Origin of the sequence: Streptomyces longispororuber, from assembly GCF_024448165.1 — a bacterium.
GTDB classification, from domain to species: Bacteria; Actinomycetota; Actinomycetes; order Streptomycetales; family Streptomycetaceae; genus Streptomyces; species Streptomyces longispororuber_A.
Window position 1 is genome coordinate 36,529 of the sequence record NZ_JAMOLN010000009.1, and the last position, 16,820, is coordinate 53,348.

Genomic DNA, 16,820 nt, shown 5'->3' on the forward strand with positions numbered 1-16,820 from the left:
GGTCAGCTGCCGCCGGTCAGACGGTGACGGCGCAACCACGCGTCCAGGCGGTCGTAGGCGTGCTCGCGAACGGCGGGCAGTGAGAGGAAGACGTCGTGGCGGGCGTCGGGGATCGGGGTGTCGGTGGTGTCGCCGCCGAGACTGCCGGCCCACTGGGCGATCTGCCGGACGTCGAGAACGGTGTCGGCGCGGTCGCTGGCCTCGCTGTACGCGGCCGAGTAGTGCGTCTTGTCCGAGCGCAGCACCAGGGTGGGGACGCCCACGTCGAGGCCGCGGTGCAGGGCGGCGTGGCCGCGTCGCACGGCGTTGAGCCAGCCGACCGTCACGGGGAAGCCGTGCAGGGGCTTGAGTTCGAGGTCGAAGTCCCATTCGCCGGTGCCGCTGGTGTGCAGGGTGTCGCCGTAGACGCTGCTGGGCAGGTCGAGGGCGCGGAAGGGGCGCAGGCGCGCGAGGGCGCGCAGGGCCCAGGTGACGGGGCCGCGCATCACGGGCTTGCCCTGCAGGTCGAGCCAGGGGCTGTTGAGGACGAGGCCGCTCACCGGTGCGGGGCGTCCGGCGCGGCGCCGCCGGTCCAGGTAGAGCGGGGTGATGAGGCCGCCGGTGGAGTGGGCGACGACGAGGACCGGCCGTCCGGGGTGGTCCTCGGCGACGACGTCGAGGGCACGGTCGAGGTCGGCGTCGTAGCGGGCGAGGTCCGACGCGTAGTGGGCGGTCTGTCCCGGGCGGCGGGCGCGGCCGCATTTGCGCAGGTCGAGGCCGTAGAAGGCGAGTCCGCGCGCGGCGAAGAAGTCGGCGAGTTCGGTCTGGAAGAAGTAGTCGGAGAAGCCGTGCACGTACAGGACGGCTCCGTCGGTCCGCTCCTCGGGCCGGACGGCACGGCGCACGACGACCGCCGCGACCTGTCCCTCCCCCTCGGGGTCGGGGCCGAGTTCGAGGGTGCGCCGCTCGTAGCCGTCGCCGAGGACGTCGGGCTGCCAGTCCGACGCTTCGGTGGCGGGCGCGAGGGGGCGCAGGCTGCGGGCCAGGTCGGTGCGGAGCGTGGTGAGCGCGTCCAGGGCGTAGTTCTGGCGCATCAGCCAGGGGCTGCGGTCGCCCTGCCGGGGGAAGCTGTCCGCGGCGCGGCGGACGTAGCCGGACGCCAGGTCGAGCAGCGGGCGCGGGGTCAGCTCGCGGTCCGGCTGCGGGGCGACGGCGGTGTGCCGCTCGCGGTCCATCCAGGTGAGCACCTTGCAGACCAGGCGGTGGGTCAGGTCGGCGCGCAGGGTCCAGGACGCGTTGGTGTACCCCACGCAGACGGCGAAGTTCGGTACGCCGCTGATCATCGCGCCCTGCCAGATGTACCGCTCGGAGAGGTCGACCTCGCGGCCGTCCACGCGGGGCCGGATACCGCCGAAGGGCAGGAGCCGGAGGCCGGTGGCGGTGACGACGACGTCCGCTTCGAGGACCTCGCCGGAGCGCAGCAGGACGCCTTCGGGGACGAAGCGGTCGATGTGGTCGGTGACGACCCGTGCGGTGCCGGCCCGGACCGCCTTGAAGAGGTCGCCGTCGGGGACGGCGCACAGCCGCTGGTCCCACGGGTCGTACGTCGGGGTGAAGTGCTCGGCCACGAGTCCCGCGTCACCGACGATCTTGGTGGACAGCCGGTTCAGGACCTTGCGGGCGGACTGCGGGCGACGGCGGCAGTACTGGTACACGGCGGTGCTGACCGCGATGTTCTTGGCGCGGACGGCGCGGTGGGCCCACCGGTCGGGAAGGACGGCCCTGATCTTCTCGGCGGCCGCGTCCTTCTGCGGCACGGGGCTGATCCAGGTGGGGCTGCGCTGCAGCATCGTGACGTGCGCGGCGGCGTCCTCGCCCTGGAGCAGCGACGGTACGAGGGTGACGGCGGTGGCGCCCGAGCCGATCACGACGACGCGCTTGCCCGTGTGGTCCAGATCGTCGGGCCAGAACTGCGGGTGCACGACGCGGCCCTCGAAGGTGTCCGCTCCGGTGAACTCGGGGGCGTGCGGCCGCTCGTAGTCGTAGTAGCCCGCGCACGCGTACAGGAAGCCGCACGTCAGGGTGCGCCGCTCCTGGCTGCGGGGGTCCTCGACGGTCACCGTCCAGCGGCTCGCGGCGCTGTCGAAGTCGGCCGCCACGACCCTGCTGGAGTACCGGATGCGCCGGTCGATGCCGAACTCCCGGGCGGTGTCCCGGACGTAGTCCAGGATCGACGGGCCGTCCGCCAGCGTCTTCCCGCCGGTCCAGGGGCGGAAGGGGTAGCCCAGGGTGTACATGTCGGAGTCCGAGCGCACTCCGGGGTAGCGGAACAGGTCCCAGGTCCCGCCCAGGTCCTCGCGCGCCTCCAGGATCGTGTACGTGGCGCCGGGGCGCGCCTCCTGCAGCCGGTACGCGGCGCCGATCCCGGACAGGCCGGCTCCGACGATCAGCACGTCCAGGTGCTCGGTGGCGGACGCGGCGGGGGCGGACGTGCCGGCGGCGGGGAGCGAGGTGAGGGCCATGGCACTCAGTGTCCGGTGTCGGGCCCTCCCTTTCTTGCCCGAGTGCGACATAGATTTGGCCCAGCGCGACAGAGGCGAGGGGGTTCAGGGTGTACATCCGGTCCGCGGCGCTGCGCGGTTTCCGCTCGACGGTCGCCGAACTGGGCGGGGACGCCGAGCGGTTCGTGCGGGCGGCCGGTCTGGGTGCGAGCGCCCTGGACACCGACGACGAGCTGATCTCCGAGCAGGCGACGGCCACGGCGCTGGAGATCGCCGCTCATGAACTGGCCTGCCCCGACCTGGGGTTGCGGATGGCGGCCCGCCAGGACATCGCGATGCTCGGTTCGCTGGCGGTGGCGGTGCAGCACTCGCCGACGCTGGGGGACGCGCTGGAGTGCACGTCCCGCTATCTGTTCGTGCACAGCCGTTCCCTGTCGCTGACGCTGGGTGCCGACCCGGCCGGCGAGCCGGGCACGGCCGCCCTCCTGTACGGTCCCGCGTCCTCCTCGGGGCCGGTGCAGGGCACCGACTGCGGGCTGGGGTTCGTGCACCGGGCGATCCGCTTCCTCGTGGGCGGCGGGTACGGACTGCGCGGCGTCGAACTGCCCTACCGGCCGGCCGCGCCGCCCGGCCGCCACGAGGAGTTCTTCGGCGCGCCGGTCCGCATCGGCCGGCTCACCCGGGCGGCCGCGCTGCGGGTCCCGACGCGGCTGCTGCACCACGCGATGGGCGACGTCAACGAGAACCTGCGCCGCCTCGCCCTGGCGTTCCTCGCCGAGCAGGCGCCGGGCCGGGTCTCGACCGTCACGCCCCAGGTGCGGGCGGCCGTCCAGGAGTCGCTGGGCACCCGACCGGTCGCCACGCACACCGTGGCGACCCTGCTGTCGCTGCACCCGCGGACCCTGCAGCGGCGGCTGGCGGCGGAGGGCACGTCCTTCGGCGCCGTCGTCGACGAGGTGCGCCGGCACACGGCCCGCCGCCTGCTCACCACCACGGACCTGCCCATCGGCCAGATCGCGGCGCTCCTCGGCTTCGCCGAGCAGTCGGCCCTGTCCCGGGCCGCACGCCGCTGGTGGGACGCGTCGCCGCGCGCGGTACGGGCGGCGGGACCCACGGGCGGCCACTGAGGCCGGGCACGGACCCGGCTCGACCCGGCCCCGCGGCACTCCGCCCCGCCCCGCCGCTGATCATCCGCCCCCGTACGGGAGTCGCGCCGCTGATCATCCGCCCCCGTACGGAAGTCCGGAAGTACGGACCTACGGAGCGACCGCGACCTCCGGCTCCCCCGAGTCCGCCAGCGGCCCGGCCGCCGGCCACCCGCCCTGCGGAAGCGCGGCGACCGGGCGCCACCACTGCTCCGTGGGCAGGGTCTCGGCGGCCGGTTCGAAGGGCTCGCCCGGGCGCGGCAGGGCGATGCGCGCGGCGGTCCTGCGGGCGGCGGTGACGGTGCCCTCGCCCGGCTCCGTCCAGGCGTGCGGCGCCAGATTGAACGTGGCCCAGTGGATCGGCAGCATCGGCCCGGAGACGGGACCGCCCTGGAGGTCGAGATGGGCGCGCACGCCCTGCTCGGGGGTCATGTGGATGTCGGGCCAGAAGTCGGAGTAGGCACCGATCTGGATCATCGTCGCGTCGAACGGGCCGAACTCGGCGCCGATGTCCTTGAAACCCTGGAAGTACCCGGTGTCACCGCTGTGGAAGACGCGGTGCTCGGACCCGGCGGCGACCCAGGACGCCCACAGGGTGTGCTGCTGGTTGCGCAGGCCGCGGCCGCAGAAGTGACGGGCGGGCGTGGCCGTGAGGGTCACCCCGGAGACCGTCGTCGACTCGTGCCAGTCCAGCTCGCGCAGCCGGTCCGCCGGGACGCCCCAGTGCTCCAGGTGAGCGCCGACGCCGAGCGGCACCGCGAAGACGGTGTCCGTGTCGGCCAGCGCCTTGATCGTGGACATGTCCAGGTGGTCGTAGTGGTCGTGCGAGATCACGACCACGTCGACCGGGCCGAGCGCGGCGAGCGGCAGCGGCACCGGGTGCAGCCGCTTGGGGCCCGCGAAGGCGAACGGGGAGCAGCGGTCCCCCCACACCGGGTCGAAGAGCACGCGGACGCCGTCGATCTCCGCGAGGACGCTGGAGTGCCCCATCCAGGTGACGCGCAGCCCGCTCACCGGCGGCTTCGCCAGGTCGGCGAGGGTCGTGGCGTGCACCGGGACGGTGCCGGTGGGGGCGCGGCGGGCGCGCTCCTCCTTGCGGAAGTAGACCTTCGCGAACTCGACCATCGAGCCGTCGGGCCGGGTGCGGGCGCCCTCCGGGTTCTGGAAGGAGCCGTCCGCGAAGTTCGGCGACGAGCGGATCCGCGCCAGGCGGGCCCCCGTCGGCTCGGCGCCGAAGGCGGCGGGCTGCAGCGATCGCAGTCCGGAACTCAGGGAACGTGACACGGCGCCTCCCGTTGATCGATCAGGGATTCCATTATGTGCGCCGCCACCGACAGCGCGCCGCGACCCCGGTCACGCACCCGCGGCCCGAACTGATCCATCATTCAGTAACCGCTCCATTGACAGGGTTCTCGAAGGCTTCGGATACTGACCGACGATTCAGTAAATCTCCTTGGAGGAACCGTGTCGGAACTCCCCACCGAACTGGTCCCGCTCACCCCCGAGCAGCACGCCGTCGTGGACCTCGCGCGGTCGTTCGCGGCCGACGAGATCCGCCCGCGCGCGCGGGCCGTCGACGAGGCGGACGTGGAGACGCCCTGGGACCTGTGGCGCAGGGCGGCCGAGGTCGGCATCACCGGATTCATGCTTCCCGAGGAGTACGGGGGCGGCGGCTGCACGGACGTGTTCACCCAGTGCCTCGTCCAGGAGGAGCTCTGCGTGGGCGACCTGGGCATCGGCAACCTGCTCTGCTCGAACGGGTTCTTCGCCGACCCCGTGCTCGCGCTGGGCACCGAGGAGCAGAAGCGCGCCTGGCTGACGCCGCTCACCGGCCCCGACACCCCGATGACCTCCCTGGCCACCACCGAACCCGGCTCGGGTTCCGACGCCGCGTCCATCACCACGGCGGCGGTCCGCACCGCGGGCGGCTACCTGCTCAACGGCCAGAAGGCGTGGATCTCGAACGCGGGCGAGGCCGAGCAGTACGTCGTGTTCGCCAAGACCGAACCCACGATGCGCTCGCGCGGCGTGAGCGCCTTCCTGCTGCGCAAGGACACCCCCGGCGTCACCTTCGGCGAGCCGATGCGCAAGATGGGCCAGCGCGCCATCGTGTGCCGCGAGATCTTCTTCTCCGACGCGTTCGTGCCGGAGGAGAACCGGCTCGGTGACGAAGGTCAGGGCTTCGTCGGCCTGATGCGCACCTTCGACGTCTCGCGCGCGGTGCTCGGCGCGGCGGCCACGGGCGTGGCCCGCGCCGCCTACGTGTACGCACGCGACTACGCGCGCACGCGCGTGCAGTTCGGCAAGCCGATCATCGAGCACCAGGCCGTCGCGTTCCGGCTCGCGGACATGCGCACCCGGATCGAGCAGGCCCGCCTGATGACGTGGCGCGCGGCCCGGCGCCTGGACGCGGGCCTGGACGCCACCGCGGAGGCGGCCATGGCGAAGCTCACCGCATCGGAGACCGCCGCGTACTGCACCTGGGCGGCCGTCCAGACGCTCGGCGGCTGGGGCTACTCGCGGGAGTTCCCGGTCGAACAGTGGATGCGGGACGCCAAGCTGGAGGAGATCGAGGAGGGCACGTCCGACATCATGCGCCTGATCATCTCGAGGTCGCTGTGACGACGGCGGTGCACCTGACCGGTGGAGAGGCCGTCGTACGCGCCCTCGCCGCGCACGGCGTCGTCCGCGCCTTCGGCATCCCGGGCACCCACAACCTGGAGATCTACCGGCACCTGCCGGCGTACGGCGTCGAGCACGTGGCGCCGCGGCACGAGCAGGGCGCCGGGTACGCGGCCGACGCCCACGCGCGCGTGACGGGCGCCCCGGGCGTCGCGATCACCACGACGGGCCCCGCCCTGCTGAACATCGCGGCGGCCGTCGGCCAGGCCTACTCGGACAGCGTCCCGCTGCTCGTGGTCTCCCCCGGCATGCCGCTGCGCCACCCCCGCCAGTCGACGGGACTGCTGCACGAGATGCGCAGCCAGAGCGAGGCGCTGCGGGGCGTCGCCGCGTTCAGCCACCGGGTGTCGTCGGTGGCGGAGATCGGCGCGGCGGTGGCCCGCGCGTTCACCCTGTTCCGTTCGCAGCGGCCGCGTCCCGCGCACATCGAGGTGCCGCTCGACCTCCTGGCGGCGACGGAACCGGCGGGCCCGGTCCTCCTCGCCCCGCCCGCCCGGCCGAGCACCCCGGCCCCGGAGCACCTCGAACGGGCCGCCACGCTCCTGGCGGGCGCCGAGCGCCCGGCCATGGTCCTGGGCGGCGGCGCCCGCGGCGCGGCGGCGCACTGTCTCGCCCTCGCCGAGCGGCTGTCGGCACCGGTCGTCACCACGGCCAACGGCAAGGCGGTCGTGGACGAGCACCACCCGCTCTCCCTCGGGGTGTCCCTGCACAGCCCGGCGGTCCAGAAATGGCTCGCGGGCCGCGACGTCGTCCTGGCGGTGGGCACGGAGCTGGCCGAGTCGGACCTGTGGTCCGATCCGCCGCCCCTGGAGGGCACGTTGATCCGCGTCGACGTGGATCCGGCGCAGATGTACGCGAACTACGCCGCGGATGTACCTCTGGTCGGCGATGCTTCGGTGACACTCACGGCCCTGGCGGAGCTGATGCGTCCCGGCAGAGGCGCGGGGAACGGCGCGGGCCACCACAGCGAACCGGCCCCCGCCCCCGCACCCCGATCCCCCACCCCCGCAGGCGCCCGCACCGAGGCCGCAACCCTACGGGCGACCCGCGACGACGAGACCCGCACGCGGGACGCCCGCTGGCTCCCGTACCTCGCCGCAGTCCGGGAGACCCTCGCCCCGGACGCCGTCGTCACCTCGGACAGCGCCCAGTGCTGCTACTACGGCGCGCTGCCCCACCTCACCCTGGGCCCGGCGGCCCGCTACCTCCACCCGACCGGCTTCGGCACGCTCGGCTACGCCCTCCCCGCCGCGATCGGCGCGAAGGCCGCCCGCCCCGACCGGCACGTCGTGGCGCTCAGCGGCGACGGCGGCCTCCAGTTCACCGTGCAGGAGCTGGCCACGGCCGCCGAGCTCCGACTGCCGCTCCCGGTCGTCGTGTTCGACAACGCGGGCTACGGCGAGATCCGCGACGAGATGACCGCGCGCGGCGACACGCCTCTCGCGGTGAACCACGCGCGCGTGGACCTCGCAGCGCTCGCCCGCGCCTACGGAGGGCACGGCGCCACCGCCCGCTCCCCCGGCGAACTGGCCGCGCTCCTGGCCACCGCCCTCACCACACCGGGCCCCACCCTGATCACCGTCCACGAGGAGACCGCATGACCACCCCCACGACACCGCTGATCCAGCTGACCTGGACCGACCACGTGACGGGCCGCAACGGCTACCTGGTCGTCGACCGCCTGATCAGGGGGGTCTCCAGCGGGGGCCTGCGGATGCGGCCCGGCTGCACCCTCGACGAGGTGGCGGGGCTGGCGCGCGGCATGACCATGAAGGAGGCGCTGCACTACGACCCGCAGGGCCGGTACATCCCGCTCGGCGGGGCCAAGGGCGGCATCGACTGCGACCCGCGGGACCCGGAGGCGTACGGCGTCCTGGTGCGCTACCTCCGGGCCATGCGCCCGCACATCGAGTCCTTCTGGACGACCGGCGAGGACCTGGGGCTGACGCAGGACCTGGTCGACAGGGCGGCGGCGGAGGCGGGCCTCGTGTCGTCCATCCAGGCCGTGTATCCGCTGCTCGACGACGAGGCGGCCGCGCGCGAGCGGCTCGCCGCCGCCTTCGCGGTCGACGTCGACGGGATCGGCCTGGACGAACTCGTGGGCGGCTGCGGTGTCGCCGAGTCCGTGCTCGTCGCCCTCGACCGGGCCGGCGTCCCGTACGAGGGCACCCGGGTCGCGCTCCAGGGGCTCGGCACGATGGGCGGCGCGACGGCCCGGTTCCTGGCGCGGGCGGGCCTGCGGGTGGTCGCGGTCGCGGACCTGAAGGGGACCGTCGCCAACGACGCGGGCCTCGACGTGGAGGCCCTCCTCGCGGCCCGCGACGCCTACGGGACCGTGGACCGCACGGCGCTGCGCCCGCAGGACCGTGAACTCCCGTCCGACGCCTGGCTGTCGGCCGACGCGGACGTGCTGGTGCCGGCCGCGGTGTCGTACGCGATCGACGCGGCGAACCAGGGCCGGATCACCGCCCGCTGGATCGTCGAGGCGGCCAACATGCCGGTCCTCTCCGACGCGGAGGAACTCCTCGCGGCGCGCGGCATCACGGTCCTGCCGGACGTGGTCGTCAACTCCGGGACGAACGCCTGGTGGTGGTGGACCCTGTTCGGCGACATCGGCGCCGACGCGGACGAGGCGTTCGCGTACACGCGGCGCTCGATGCGTGCGCTCATCGACCAGATGCTGGCGCGCGCCGAGTCCGACGGGACGACCCCGCGGGCCGCCGCCCACGCGATCGTCGCCGACCGGCTGCCCGTGCTCGCGGAGCGGTTCGGGTGGTACCGGTGACCGCGCCCGCCGCACCCCCGGCGGACGACGGCCCCGCCACGCCTGCCGCACCCCCGGCGGACGACGGCCTGGCCGTGCTCTACGACCCGGCGTCCGTCGCGGTCGTGGGCGCCTCCGACAACCCGGAGAAGTGGGGCTACTGGCTGGCCACCGGCGCGCTGAGCGGTCGTGCGCGGCGCGCCGTCCACCTGGTCAACCACAAAGGGGGCCGGCTGGCGGGCGAGCCGTTCCTGCCCGACCTTGCCGCGCTGTCGGCCCCGCCCGAGCACGTGGTCGTCGCGGTGCCGCCCCGCCACGTGCGGCCGGTGGTCGCCGAGGGGCTGGCCGCGGGGGCGCGCTGCTTCACCGTCATCACGTCCGGCGGGGCGGGCGTCACGGAGGAGCGGGCCCTCGCCGAGCTGGTCACCTCGAACGGCGCGCGGCTGCTCGGCCCGAACTGCATGGGCGTCGTCGACACGACGAGTCAACTGCGGCTCAGCTGGGGCGACTTCCCGGCGGGCGGGCTCGGCCTCGTCTCGCAGAGCGGGAACCTGGCGCTGGAGATCGGCCGGCAGCTCGCCCGCGCGGGCCAGGGCTTCTCCCGGTTCGTCTCGCTGGGCAACCAGCGGGACATCGACGCCGCGGACGCCCTGGAGTCGTTGATCGCGCACGAGCCGACGAGAGCGATCGCGGCGTACGTGGAGGACTTCCGGGACGGCCGGCGCCTCGCGGGCGTCCTGGCGGCCGCTCACGCCGCGGGCAAGCCGGTCCTGCTGCTGACCGTGGGGCGCAGCGCGGCCGCGGGCCGCGCGGCCGCCTCCCACACCGGCGCGCTCGTCAGCCCGCACGCCACGGTCGCCGCGGTGTGCCGGGACGCGGGGGCGCTGCTCCTCGGATCGGCGGGCGAACTCGTCGACGTCGCCGTGCACTTGATGGCGCTGCGGACCCGTCCGGCCGTCCCGGCCCCGCGCCGGACGGCCGTCATCGGCGACAGCGGCGGCCAGGGCGCCCTGGCCGCCGACGCGTTCGCCGCGCGCGGACTCGACGTGCCGCCGCTCTCACCGGACACGGTCGCGACCCTGCGGGAGCGGCTGCCTGCCGGGGCGGGCACGGCCAACCCGGTCGACCTGGCCGGGGCGGGCGAGGCGGACCTCGCCACCTACGCGCGCGTGGCGGGCGGTCTGCTGCACAGCGGCGACGTGGACGCGGTCGTCCTCACCGGCTACTTCGGTGACTACGCGAGCGCCAACCCGGCCCAGGGCGAGGCCGAGTGCCGGGTCGCGCACGACCTCGCGGACGCCTCCCTCACCGCCGGCCGCACCCTGGTCGTCCACACGATGGCCCGGGACACCCCGGCCCTGGCCGTCCTGCGCGAGCGCGGCATCCCGGTCTACGAGCGCATCGAGCAGGCGGTGTCGGCCCTCGCGGCCGCGGCCCAGACGGCCGCCGCCGCCCCCCGGCCGCCGGACCGGCACACCGCGCCCCCGGCGGCGTACACGCTCGGCGACGGCGGCTACGAGAGCGTCCGCGAGCTGCTCGCCTCCTACGGACTGGCCTTCCCCGCGGCCGAGTTCGTGACGGACGCGGACGCGGCCGTCGACGCGGCGCACCGCACGGGCTACCCCTTGGCGCTCAAGGCGATGGGGCTCGCCCACAAGACGGAGGCCGGCGGCGTGGCGCTCGGGCTCGGCGACGCGGGGGCCCTGCGCGCCGCGTTCGCCCGGATGCGCGCGGCCACGGGCGCGACCCGTTACGCGGTCGAGGCGATGGTCACGCCCCCGTACGCGCGTGAGCTCATCGTCGGTGTGCGGCGGGACGCCTCGTTCGGGCCGGTCGTGCTGGTCGGCGCGGGCGGGGTCACCGCCGAGCTGCACGCCGACACGACGCTCGCGCTCGCCCCGCTCTCCCCGGCACGCGCGCGTGCGCTGCTGTTGGAGCTGCGGCACGCGCCGCTGCTCACCGGATGGCGCGGCGCTCCCGCGGTGCACCTGGAGGCGGCCGCCGCCGCGGTGTGCGCGGTGGCCAGGGCGGCCGCGGACCATCCCGAACTGGCCGAGCTCGAGGTCAATCCGCTGCTGGTGCATCCGGGCGGGGCGATCGCCCTGGACGCGCACGCGGTGCCAGTGCGGTGAGGCGTTCCGCGGTCTCCTCGTCGAGCGGCAGGAAGGCCTCCAGGCGCAGTTCGGCGAGAGTCACGTCCACCGCGGTGCCGAAGTGCGTGAGCGTGCTCAGCAGGCGCAGTTCGCCGACCTGCGACCGCAGCCGCAGCGGCACCGCGAAGCCGAGGTAGTCCGGTCCGGCCCGCAGCGGCCGGCCCGGCACCAACTTCTGCAGCTCCGCGAGGAGTTGGGCCGTGCGCGGATGCGGATTGCGGGCGGCCTGGTCGCGCAGCGAGTCGACGACGTGCCAGCCCCACTCCTCCAGGTTCCCGATGCGCGGCGCGAGCCCGCGGGGATGCAGCAGCACGCGCGCGACGTTCAGCGGCTCCGCCAGCAGCCGCGCGTCGGCCCCGGCGATCAGCGCGTGGAAGGCGTCGTTGGCGGCGACGAGGTCGGCGCCCCGGTCGATGATGACGGCCGGATACGGATGGTGCGCCTTCATGACGCGTTCCAGAGCCGTGCGGACCGGCGCCAGATGCGGGTCCTCGAAACGCGTCTCCTTGTAGGCGGGCGCGTAACCGGCCGCAAGAAGAAGGGCGTTGCGCTCCCTGAGGGGGACGTCCAGCGCCTCGGCGAGGCGGACGACCATCCCGCGTCCGGGCGCCGAGCGGCCGCTCTCGATGAAGCTCAGATGACGTTGCGTGGTGCCCGCGCGCGTGGCCAGCTCCAGCTGGCTGTACCGTCGCCGCGCCCGCCATGCGCGTACGGCTCCGCCGAGTTCCGCCCGTCGCGTCGTGTCCGTGGTCACCGGCCCGTGTCTACACCCCCGGGCTCCCGATCGGCCATTCCCCAGGGGGAATTGAGGCCATGCCGGGCCGGGCGGCACAGTCCTGCCGTACCCACCCGACCGAGCCCGACCGAGCCCGACCAAGGAGAACCATGACGCACATCGACGCGCGGGACCTGGCCGACCGCTACGCCGCCGTCTGGAACGAGGCCGACCCCGACCTGCGCCGCAAGGCCGTGCAGGACCTGTGGGCGCCGGACGGGGTCCATGTGCTCCAGCCGCCGCAGGAGATGCGCGCGGAGGCGCTGCGGCTCGGCTTCGCGGACGCGGCCCTCGTGGCGCGCGGCCACGACGAGCTGGAGGCCCGGGTGGCACGCTCCTACGAGGAGTTCGTGGCGACGGGAGAGTTCACGTTCCGGGCCGCAGGGGACTCCTCGGCGGCGCTGGAGGACGTCGTCACGTTCCGCTGGGAGGCGGTCGCCGTGGAGTCCGGTGAGGCCGCCGGCGGCGGCCTCGAGTTCGTGACCGTGGGCGAGGACGGCCGGATCATCCGCGACTACCAGTTCCCGGCGCTGTGACGTCGGCGCGCGAGCGGCGCCGCGCCCCCGCCCCGCACGCGTAGAAGACCAGCCCGATGCCGATGAACAGGGCGAGCGGCAGCACCTGGCTGAGGGTGTACTGGAGCCGCTCGCCCGCGAACGAGGCGGGCAGCGAGTCCGCCGCGCTGCCCGCCGTGCCGAACCAGCCGACGCCGAAGCCGGGCCAGATCAGCACGATCACGGTGAACGCCACGAACCCGGTGGCCAGCAGGCTGACGATCCGGGCGCCGGTCAGGCCGCCGGGGACGGCGTAGGGGCGCGGCTGGTCCGGGTACGTGCGGCGCAGCACGGCGAGGCTCGGGAACGTGATGACGTACGAGATGAAGGTGGTGCAGATCGTCAGGCCGAGGCCGGCCGCGAAGTACTTCTCGCCGTTGCCGCCGGTGAGGTTGAGGGCGACGACGAAGAGGATCGAGGCGAGCACCGCGGACAGCAGGTTCACCCGCACCGGGGTGCCGTGCTTCTCCGAGATGCGTCCGAGCCACGCCGGGCCCGCCCCGTCCGCGCAGGCCACGGCCTGGGCGCGGTGGGCGCCCATCGCCCAGGTGACGCCGGAGGTGAGCAGGCCGATGATCAGCCCTGCCGCGGCGACGCCGCCGAACACGGAGCCGAGGCCGGTGAGGGTGACCGTGCCGTCCGCCGCGACGGACCCTCCGTAGACGGTGAACACGGCCTTGCAGGCGTCGATGAAGCCGCCGAGGCTGCCGATCTCCTGGCTGGGCAGCACGAAGAGGATGCCGAGGATCGGGCCGCCGTACAGGAGCACGGCCGCGACGCCCGAGCGCAGGATGGACAGCGGGATGTCGCGGCGCGGGTTCTTCATCTCCTCGGCGGCGGAGCTGGGCAGTTCGAAGCCCACGTAGTTGAAGATCAGGACGGGGACCAGGGCGACGAAGCCCGCGTACGTGGGCGCGAACTCGCCCGCGGGCAGGGCGTGCACGCCGTGCTCGGCGGCGAAGACGACGACGGACACGAGGAAGAAGCCGAGCAGCACGATGCGGGCGACGGCGCCCGCGATGGGCACCCACTTGCCGATGCGCACGGACTGCACGACGGCGAGCGCGCCGCCCCAGATGAAGACGAGTCCGGCGAGGTACTTCCACGCGCCGGGCAGCGGCGTGAAGAACTCCTCCCAGGTGGTGAGGGCGATGATGCAGAGGCTGCCACCCACCCAGACCGGGTTGGAGATCCAGTAGAGGAGCTGGTTGACGCCTGCGACGAGCCGTCCGAAGGCGAGCCGGGTCCACACGTAGGGGCCGCCCTGCACGGGGAAGGCGGAGCCGAGTTCGGCGACGAGCAGCCCGTAGGGCAGGAAGAAGACGAGGGCAAGGATCGCCATCCACGTCAGGCCCTCGGGGCCCTGCGCGGCGACGGAGCCGATGGTGTCGAGGCCGACGAGGGTGCAGATGAGGAAGAACAGCACGTCGAGGCGGTGCAGGTCCTTGCGCAGCCGGGAGCGCTGCTCGCCCCATCCTTCCGAGAGGTCGGGGGCGCCCGCGGCGGGCGGGGTCGGGGGTACGGGCGGCGCTTGGGTCACGGCGTGCTCCTGGCGGCGACAGGACTGCTCCGGCGGGGACGACCCCTCCACCGAGTCGCCGGACCGAGGTTATTGACTGAACGGCCAGTCAGTAGAGAGGAATGGAAGGGACTGTGGCGCGTGCGTCGAGAAGGTGTCAAGGGGCGTGCACGAAGCAGACTCGGCCGGCCCGCCGAGCAGCACGACGCGGCACGGCGCGGCACCGGGCGGCGGCCAGGCTGCCGGGTGCGGACGGGAACAACTAGGGTTGCGGCGTGACCAGAGTCCGGTTGAGCGTGGCCGAGCGGCGCGAGGAGCTGCTGCGGGCCGCCATCGAGCAGATCGAGGCGCGCGGTGTCGCCGCCGTGCGCATCTCCGACGTCGCATCGGCGCTCGGGGTGAGCAACGCGCTGGTGCTGTACCACTTCTCGACGAAGGAGAAGCTCGTCGCCGCGGCGTTCACGTACGCGGCCGAGGACGACCTGGCCCATCTGCGCAAGCTGCTCGGCCGCCGCACGACGGCCCTGAAGCGGCTGCGGGCGGCGGTGCGCTGGTACGCCCCGACGGGTCAGGCCAAGGGGTGGCGGCTGTGGATCGAGGGCTGGGCCGCGTCGCTGCGCGAGCCCGCGCTGCGGGAGGTGACGTGCGACCTCGACAAGCGGTGGAAGGCCGCGCTCGCCGAGGTCGTCGCGGAGGGGGTGGCGGCGGGCGAGTTCAGCTGTCCCGACCCGACGGCGGCGGCGCTGCGCCTCACCGCGCTGCTCGACGGCCTCGCGGTGCAGATGACGACGTACGACGGCGCGGTGTCACGGGCCCGCACCCAGGAGTGGGTGGACGAGGCTCTCGCCCGTGAACTGGGCCTGGAGCGGGCGGAGTTGACGGGGACGGGCAAGTAGCCGGACACGCGGCGCCACGGGCCCGCCCCCGCGGCGCCGGTCAGTTCGGCTCGTACACCGCCGTGACGGTCACCTCAGCTCGCAGACCGCCGTGGCGTCAGTTCAGCTCGTACACCGCCGTGACGCTCACCTCGTCCTCGATCTCGCCCGGCGCCACCGGGACCTTCCCCGCCGACTCGTCGAAGGCGACGGCCGGGACCGGCACCGGGCGCGGCCGGCCGCCGGCGCTCTCGTCGAGCGAGACCAGCCGGCCGAGCCGGTGACCGCTCAGCCGGGCGTACTGGACGGCCTTGTCGTGGGCGTCGGCGTGTGCCGCCGCGCGGGCGTCGGCGCGCAGGGCGGCCGGGTCGGCGACGTCGAAGACGATCCCGTGGATCCGGCCCGCGTCACCGGTCGCGTCGACCACGGCCTGGATGACGGCACCGGTCCGCCCCAGGTCACGGACCTTCACGGAGAACGTCTGCCCGGCCTGGTAGCCGGTGACCTTCGGCGCGGCGTCCGGCTCGGACCCGGTCGTGTACACCGGGGACAGGGAGAGGCTCTCGGTGCGCACGTCCCGGTCGGCGACCCCGGCCGCGCGCACGGCGGCGAGCAGCGCGTTCGCCGCGGTGTTCTGGGCGGCGAGCGCCGCCTTCGAGGTGGCCCCGGTCACCTCGACGCCCGCCGTGACGACGGCCGTGTCGGGTGCGGCGCTCGCCCGGCCCTCGCCGGTGACGGTGACGGTCGCGGGCCGGGGCGCCACGGCCGCGGTCGCGGGAGGGGCGCCCTGCGCGGCGACGGCGGGTACCGCGGGCAGTCCGACGGCGAGCAGGGCCGCGGCGAGCGCGGCGCGGTGGCGGATGCGTACAGGCATGGGATCGGGGTCCTTCCCGGTCGGCCCCGCCGGACGGCGGGCAGCCGACATCCCAGCACCCGGACGGCGCGCCGCCGCCCACGCCACTCCGGCCGGTCACCTCACCGGCGCACGGACGGCCCGGACGCGCCGTTCAGGAGGCGGACTCCAGATGCGCCTTGACGAGATGCGCCTTGATGAGGTGCGGGTCCACGAAGCCCTTGGCCTCGACCCGGTCCCCGGAGGACTCACCGCGCAGCCGCCGTCCGATCCACGGCACCAGGAACTCCCGGGCCCAGTGGATGTCGTCGCGCCGCACTTCGAAGGTGCCGCGCGGCGGCAGCGGGGGCCAGGCCTGCTCCGGGTCGGCGGGCACGTCGATGCCGAGTGCCTGGCCGGCGCGGAGCGCGACGCGGGTGTGCCCCTCGGCCGAGAGGTGGAGCCGGTCGTCGTCCCAGGCCCTGCGGTCCTGGATGGACTTGAGGGACCACAGGTCGAGCATCGCGCACCCGTGCCGGTCGGCGATCGCGCGCACGTGCATGTTGTACGTGGCGATCTTGCCGCGCAGGTGCTTGAGGACGGCCACGTCGCGGGTGTCGAAGCCGGTGGCGACCATGACGGTCCCGGCGGCCTCGGAGAGCCGGACCACGGCCTTCTCGAAGCGCTCGGCCACGTCGTCCGGGTCGGTGCCGGGGCGGATGATGTCGTTGCCGCCGGCCACGAGGGTCACCAGGTCCGGGGCGAGTTCGATCGCGCGCGGGAGCTGGTCCTCGACGATCTGGTCGATGAGCTTGCCGCGCACGGCGAGGTTCGCGTACTGGAAGGTGTCCTCGGGCACGCGGTCGTCCAGGAGGACGGCGAGCCGGTCGGCCCACCCCACGAAGCTGCCGTCGGGTCCGGGGTCCCCGACGCCTTCGGTGAAGCTGTCCCCCACCGCCGCGTAGGACCGAATCGTGCCGCCGCTGAGTGATCTCGATTCGTTTGCCACGACCACACATCTTTCACCCTGGGATGTGACCT

Annotated in this window: 13 protein-coding genes; 7 read left to right on the forward strand and 6 right to left on the reverse strand. The window is 74.3% G+C overall.

Features of this window, described 5'->3' with window-relative positions:
• Window positions 1–2: 2 nt before the first annotated feature.
• Window positions 3–2,501 carry an alpha/beta fold hydrolase gene (locus M4J07_RS04400; RefSeq protein ID WP_255967382.1) on the reverse strand — a complete coding sequence of 833 codons (2,499 nt, stop codon included), beginning with the start codon at window positions 2,499–2,501 and terminating at the stop codon, window positions 3–5.
• An 89-nt stretch (window positions 2,502–2,590) separates the two neighbouring features.
• On the opposite strand from M4J07_RS04400, the gene M4J07_RS04405 reads away from it, so the two are divergent.
• Complete coding sequence (locus M4J07_RS04405; RefSeq protein WP_255967384.1) at window positions 2,591–3,607, forward strand: AraC family transcriptional regulator; 1,017 nt, start codon at window positions 2,591–2,593, stop codon at window positions 3,605–3,607.
• Window positions 3,608–3,736: 129 nt separating this feature from the next.
• Here the strand turns inward: M4J07_RS04405 and M4J07_RS04410 are convergent, their stop codons facing one another.
• Entirely contained in the window at window positions 3,737–4,909 is a 1,173-nt protein-coding gene (locus M4J07_RS04410) for an MBL fold metallo-hydrolase (protein ID WP_255967386.1), read from the reverse strand.
• 180 nt (window positions 4,910–5,089) lie between these two features.
• Between M4J07_RS04410 and M4J07_RS04415 the strand changes: the two genes are divergently transcribed.
• Genes M4J07_RS04415 through M4J07_RS04430 form a run of 4 tightly spaced genes read left to right on the forward strand, consistent with a single transcriptional unit; the run spans window position 5,090 to window position 11,203 of the window.
• Window positions 5,090–6,247 (forward strand): acyl-CoA dehydrogenase family protein, encoded by a 1,158-nt coding sequence (locus tag M4J07_RS04415; RefSeq protein WP_255967388.1) that lies wholly within the window; start codon window positions 5,090–5,092, stop codon window positions 6,245–6,247.
• A complete protein-coding gene (locus M4J07_RS04420; RefSeq protein WP_255967390.1) occupies window positions 6,244–7,908 on the forward strand; it encodes a thiamine pyrophosphate-dependent enzyme in 1,665 nt (554 codons plus the stop codon). Before M4J07_RS04415 ends, M4J07_RS04420 begins: the two co-directional genes overlap by 4 nt.
• Window positions 7,905–9,092, forward strand: coding sequence for a glutamate dehydrogenase (locus M4J07_RS04425; RefSeq protein ID WP_255967391.1), 1,188 nt, complete (start codon window positions 7,905–7,907; stop codon window positions 9,090–9,092). The genes M4J07_RS04420 and M4J07_RS04425 overlap by 4 nt, the downstream gene beginning before the upstream one ends.
• Complete coding sequence (locus tag M4J07_RS04430) at window positions 9,089–11,203, forward strand: acetate--CoA ligase family protein (protein WP_255967392.1); 2,115 nt, start codon at window positions 9,089–9,091, stop codon at window positions 11,201–11,203. Before M4J07_RS04425 ends, M4J07_RS04430 begins: the two co-directional genes overlap by 4 nt.
• Here the strand turns inward: M4J07_RS04430 and M4J07_RS04435 are convergent.
• A complete protein-coding gene (locus tag M4J07_RS04435) occupies window positions 11,136–11,978 on the reverse strand; it encodes a helix-turn-helix domain-containing protein (protein WP_255967393.1) in 843 nt (280 codons plus the stop codon). The two genes, M4J07_RS04430 and M4J07_RS04435, sit on opposite strands and share 68 nt — an antisense overlap.
• Before the next feature lie 131 nt (window positions 11,979–12,109).
• On the opposite strand from M4J07_RS04435, the gene M4J07_RS04440 reads away from it, so the two are divergent.
• Window positions 12,110–12,535, forward strand: a complete 426-nt coding sequence (locus tag M4J07_RS04440; RefSeq protein ID WP_255967394.1) for a hypothetical protein — start codon at window positions 12,110–12,112, stop codon at window positions 12,533–12,535.
• On the opposite strand, the gene M4J07_RS04445 is transcribed toward M4J07_RS04440, so the two are convergent.
• Window positions 12,504–14,093, reverse strand: a complete 1,590-nt coding sequence (locus tag M4J07_RS04445; protein ID WP_255967395.1) for an APC family permease — start codon at window positions 14,091–14,093, stop codon at window positions 12,504–12,506. The two genes, M4J07_RS04440 and M4J07_RS04445, sit on opposite strands and share 32 nt — an antisense overlap.
• A 254-nt stretch (window positions 14,094–14,347) precedes the next feature.
• Here M4J07_RS04445 and M4J07_RS04450 point away from each other — a divergent pair, with 254 nt between their 5' ends.
• The gene (locus M4J07_RS04450) at window positions 14,348–14,968 is read left to right on the forward strand and encodes a TetR/AcrR family transcriptional regulator (RefSeq protein WP_255967396.1); all 621 of its coding nucleotides are present in this window, start codon (window positions 14,348–14,350) and stop codon (window positions 14,966–14,968) included.
• A gap of 97 nt (window positions 14,969–15,065) precedes the next feature.
• Here M4J07_RS04450 and M4J07_RS04455 read toward each other — a convergent pair whose 3' ends face one another.
• Window positions 15,066–15,821 carry an SIMPL domain-containing protein gene (locus M4J07_RS04455; protein WP_255967397.1) on the reverse strand — a complete coding sequence of 252 codons (756 nt, stop codon included), beginning with the start codon at window positions 15,819–15,821 and terminating at the stop codon, window positions 15,066–15,068.
• 133 nt (window positions 15,822–15,954) lie between these two features.
• Window positions 15,955–16,788, reverse strand: coding sequence for an SGNH/GDSL hydrolase family protein (locus tag M4J07_RS04460; RefSeq protein WP_255967398.1), 834 nt, complete (start codon window positions 16,786–16,788; stop codon window positions 15,955–15,957).
• Between the last annotated feature and the right edge of the window lie 32 nt (window positions 16,789–16,820).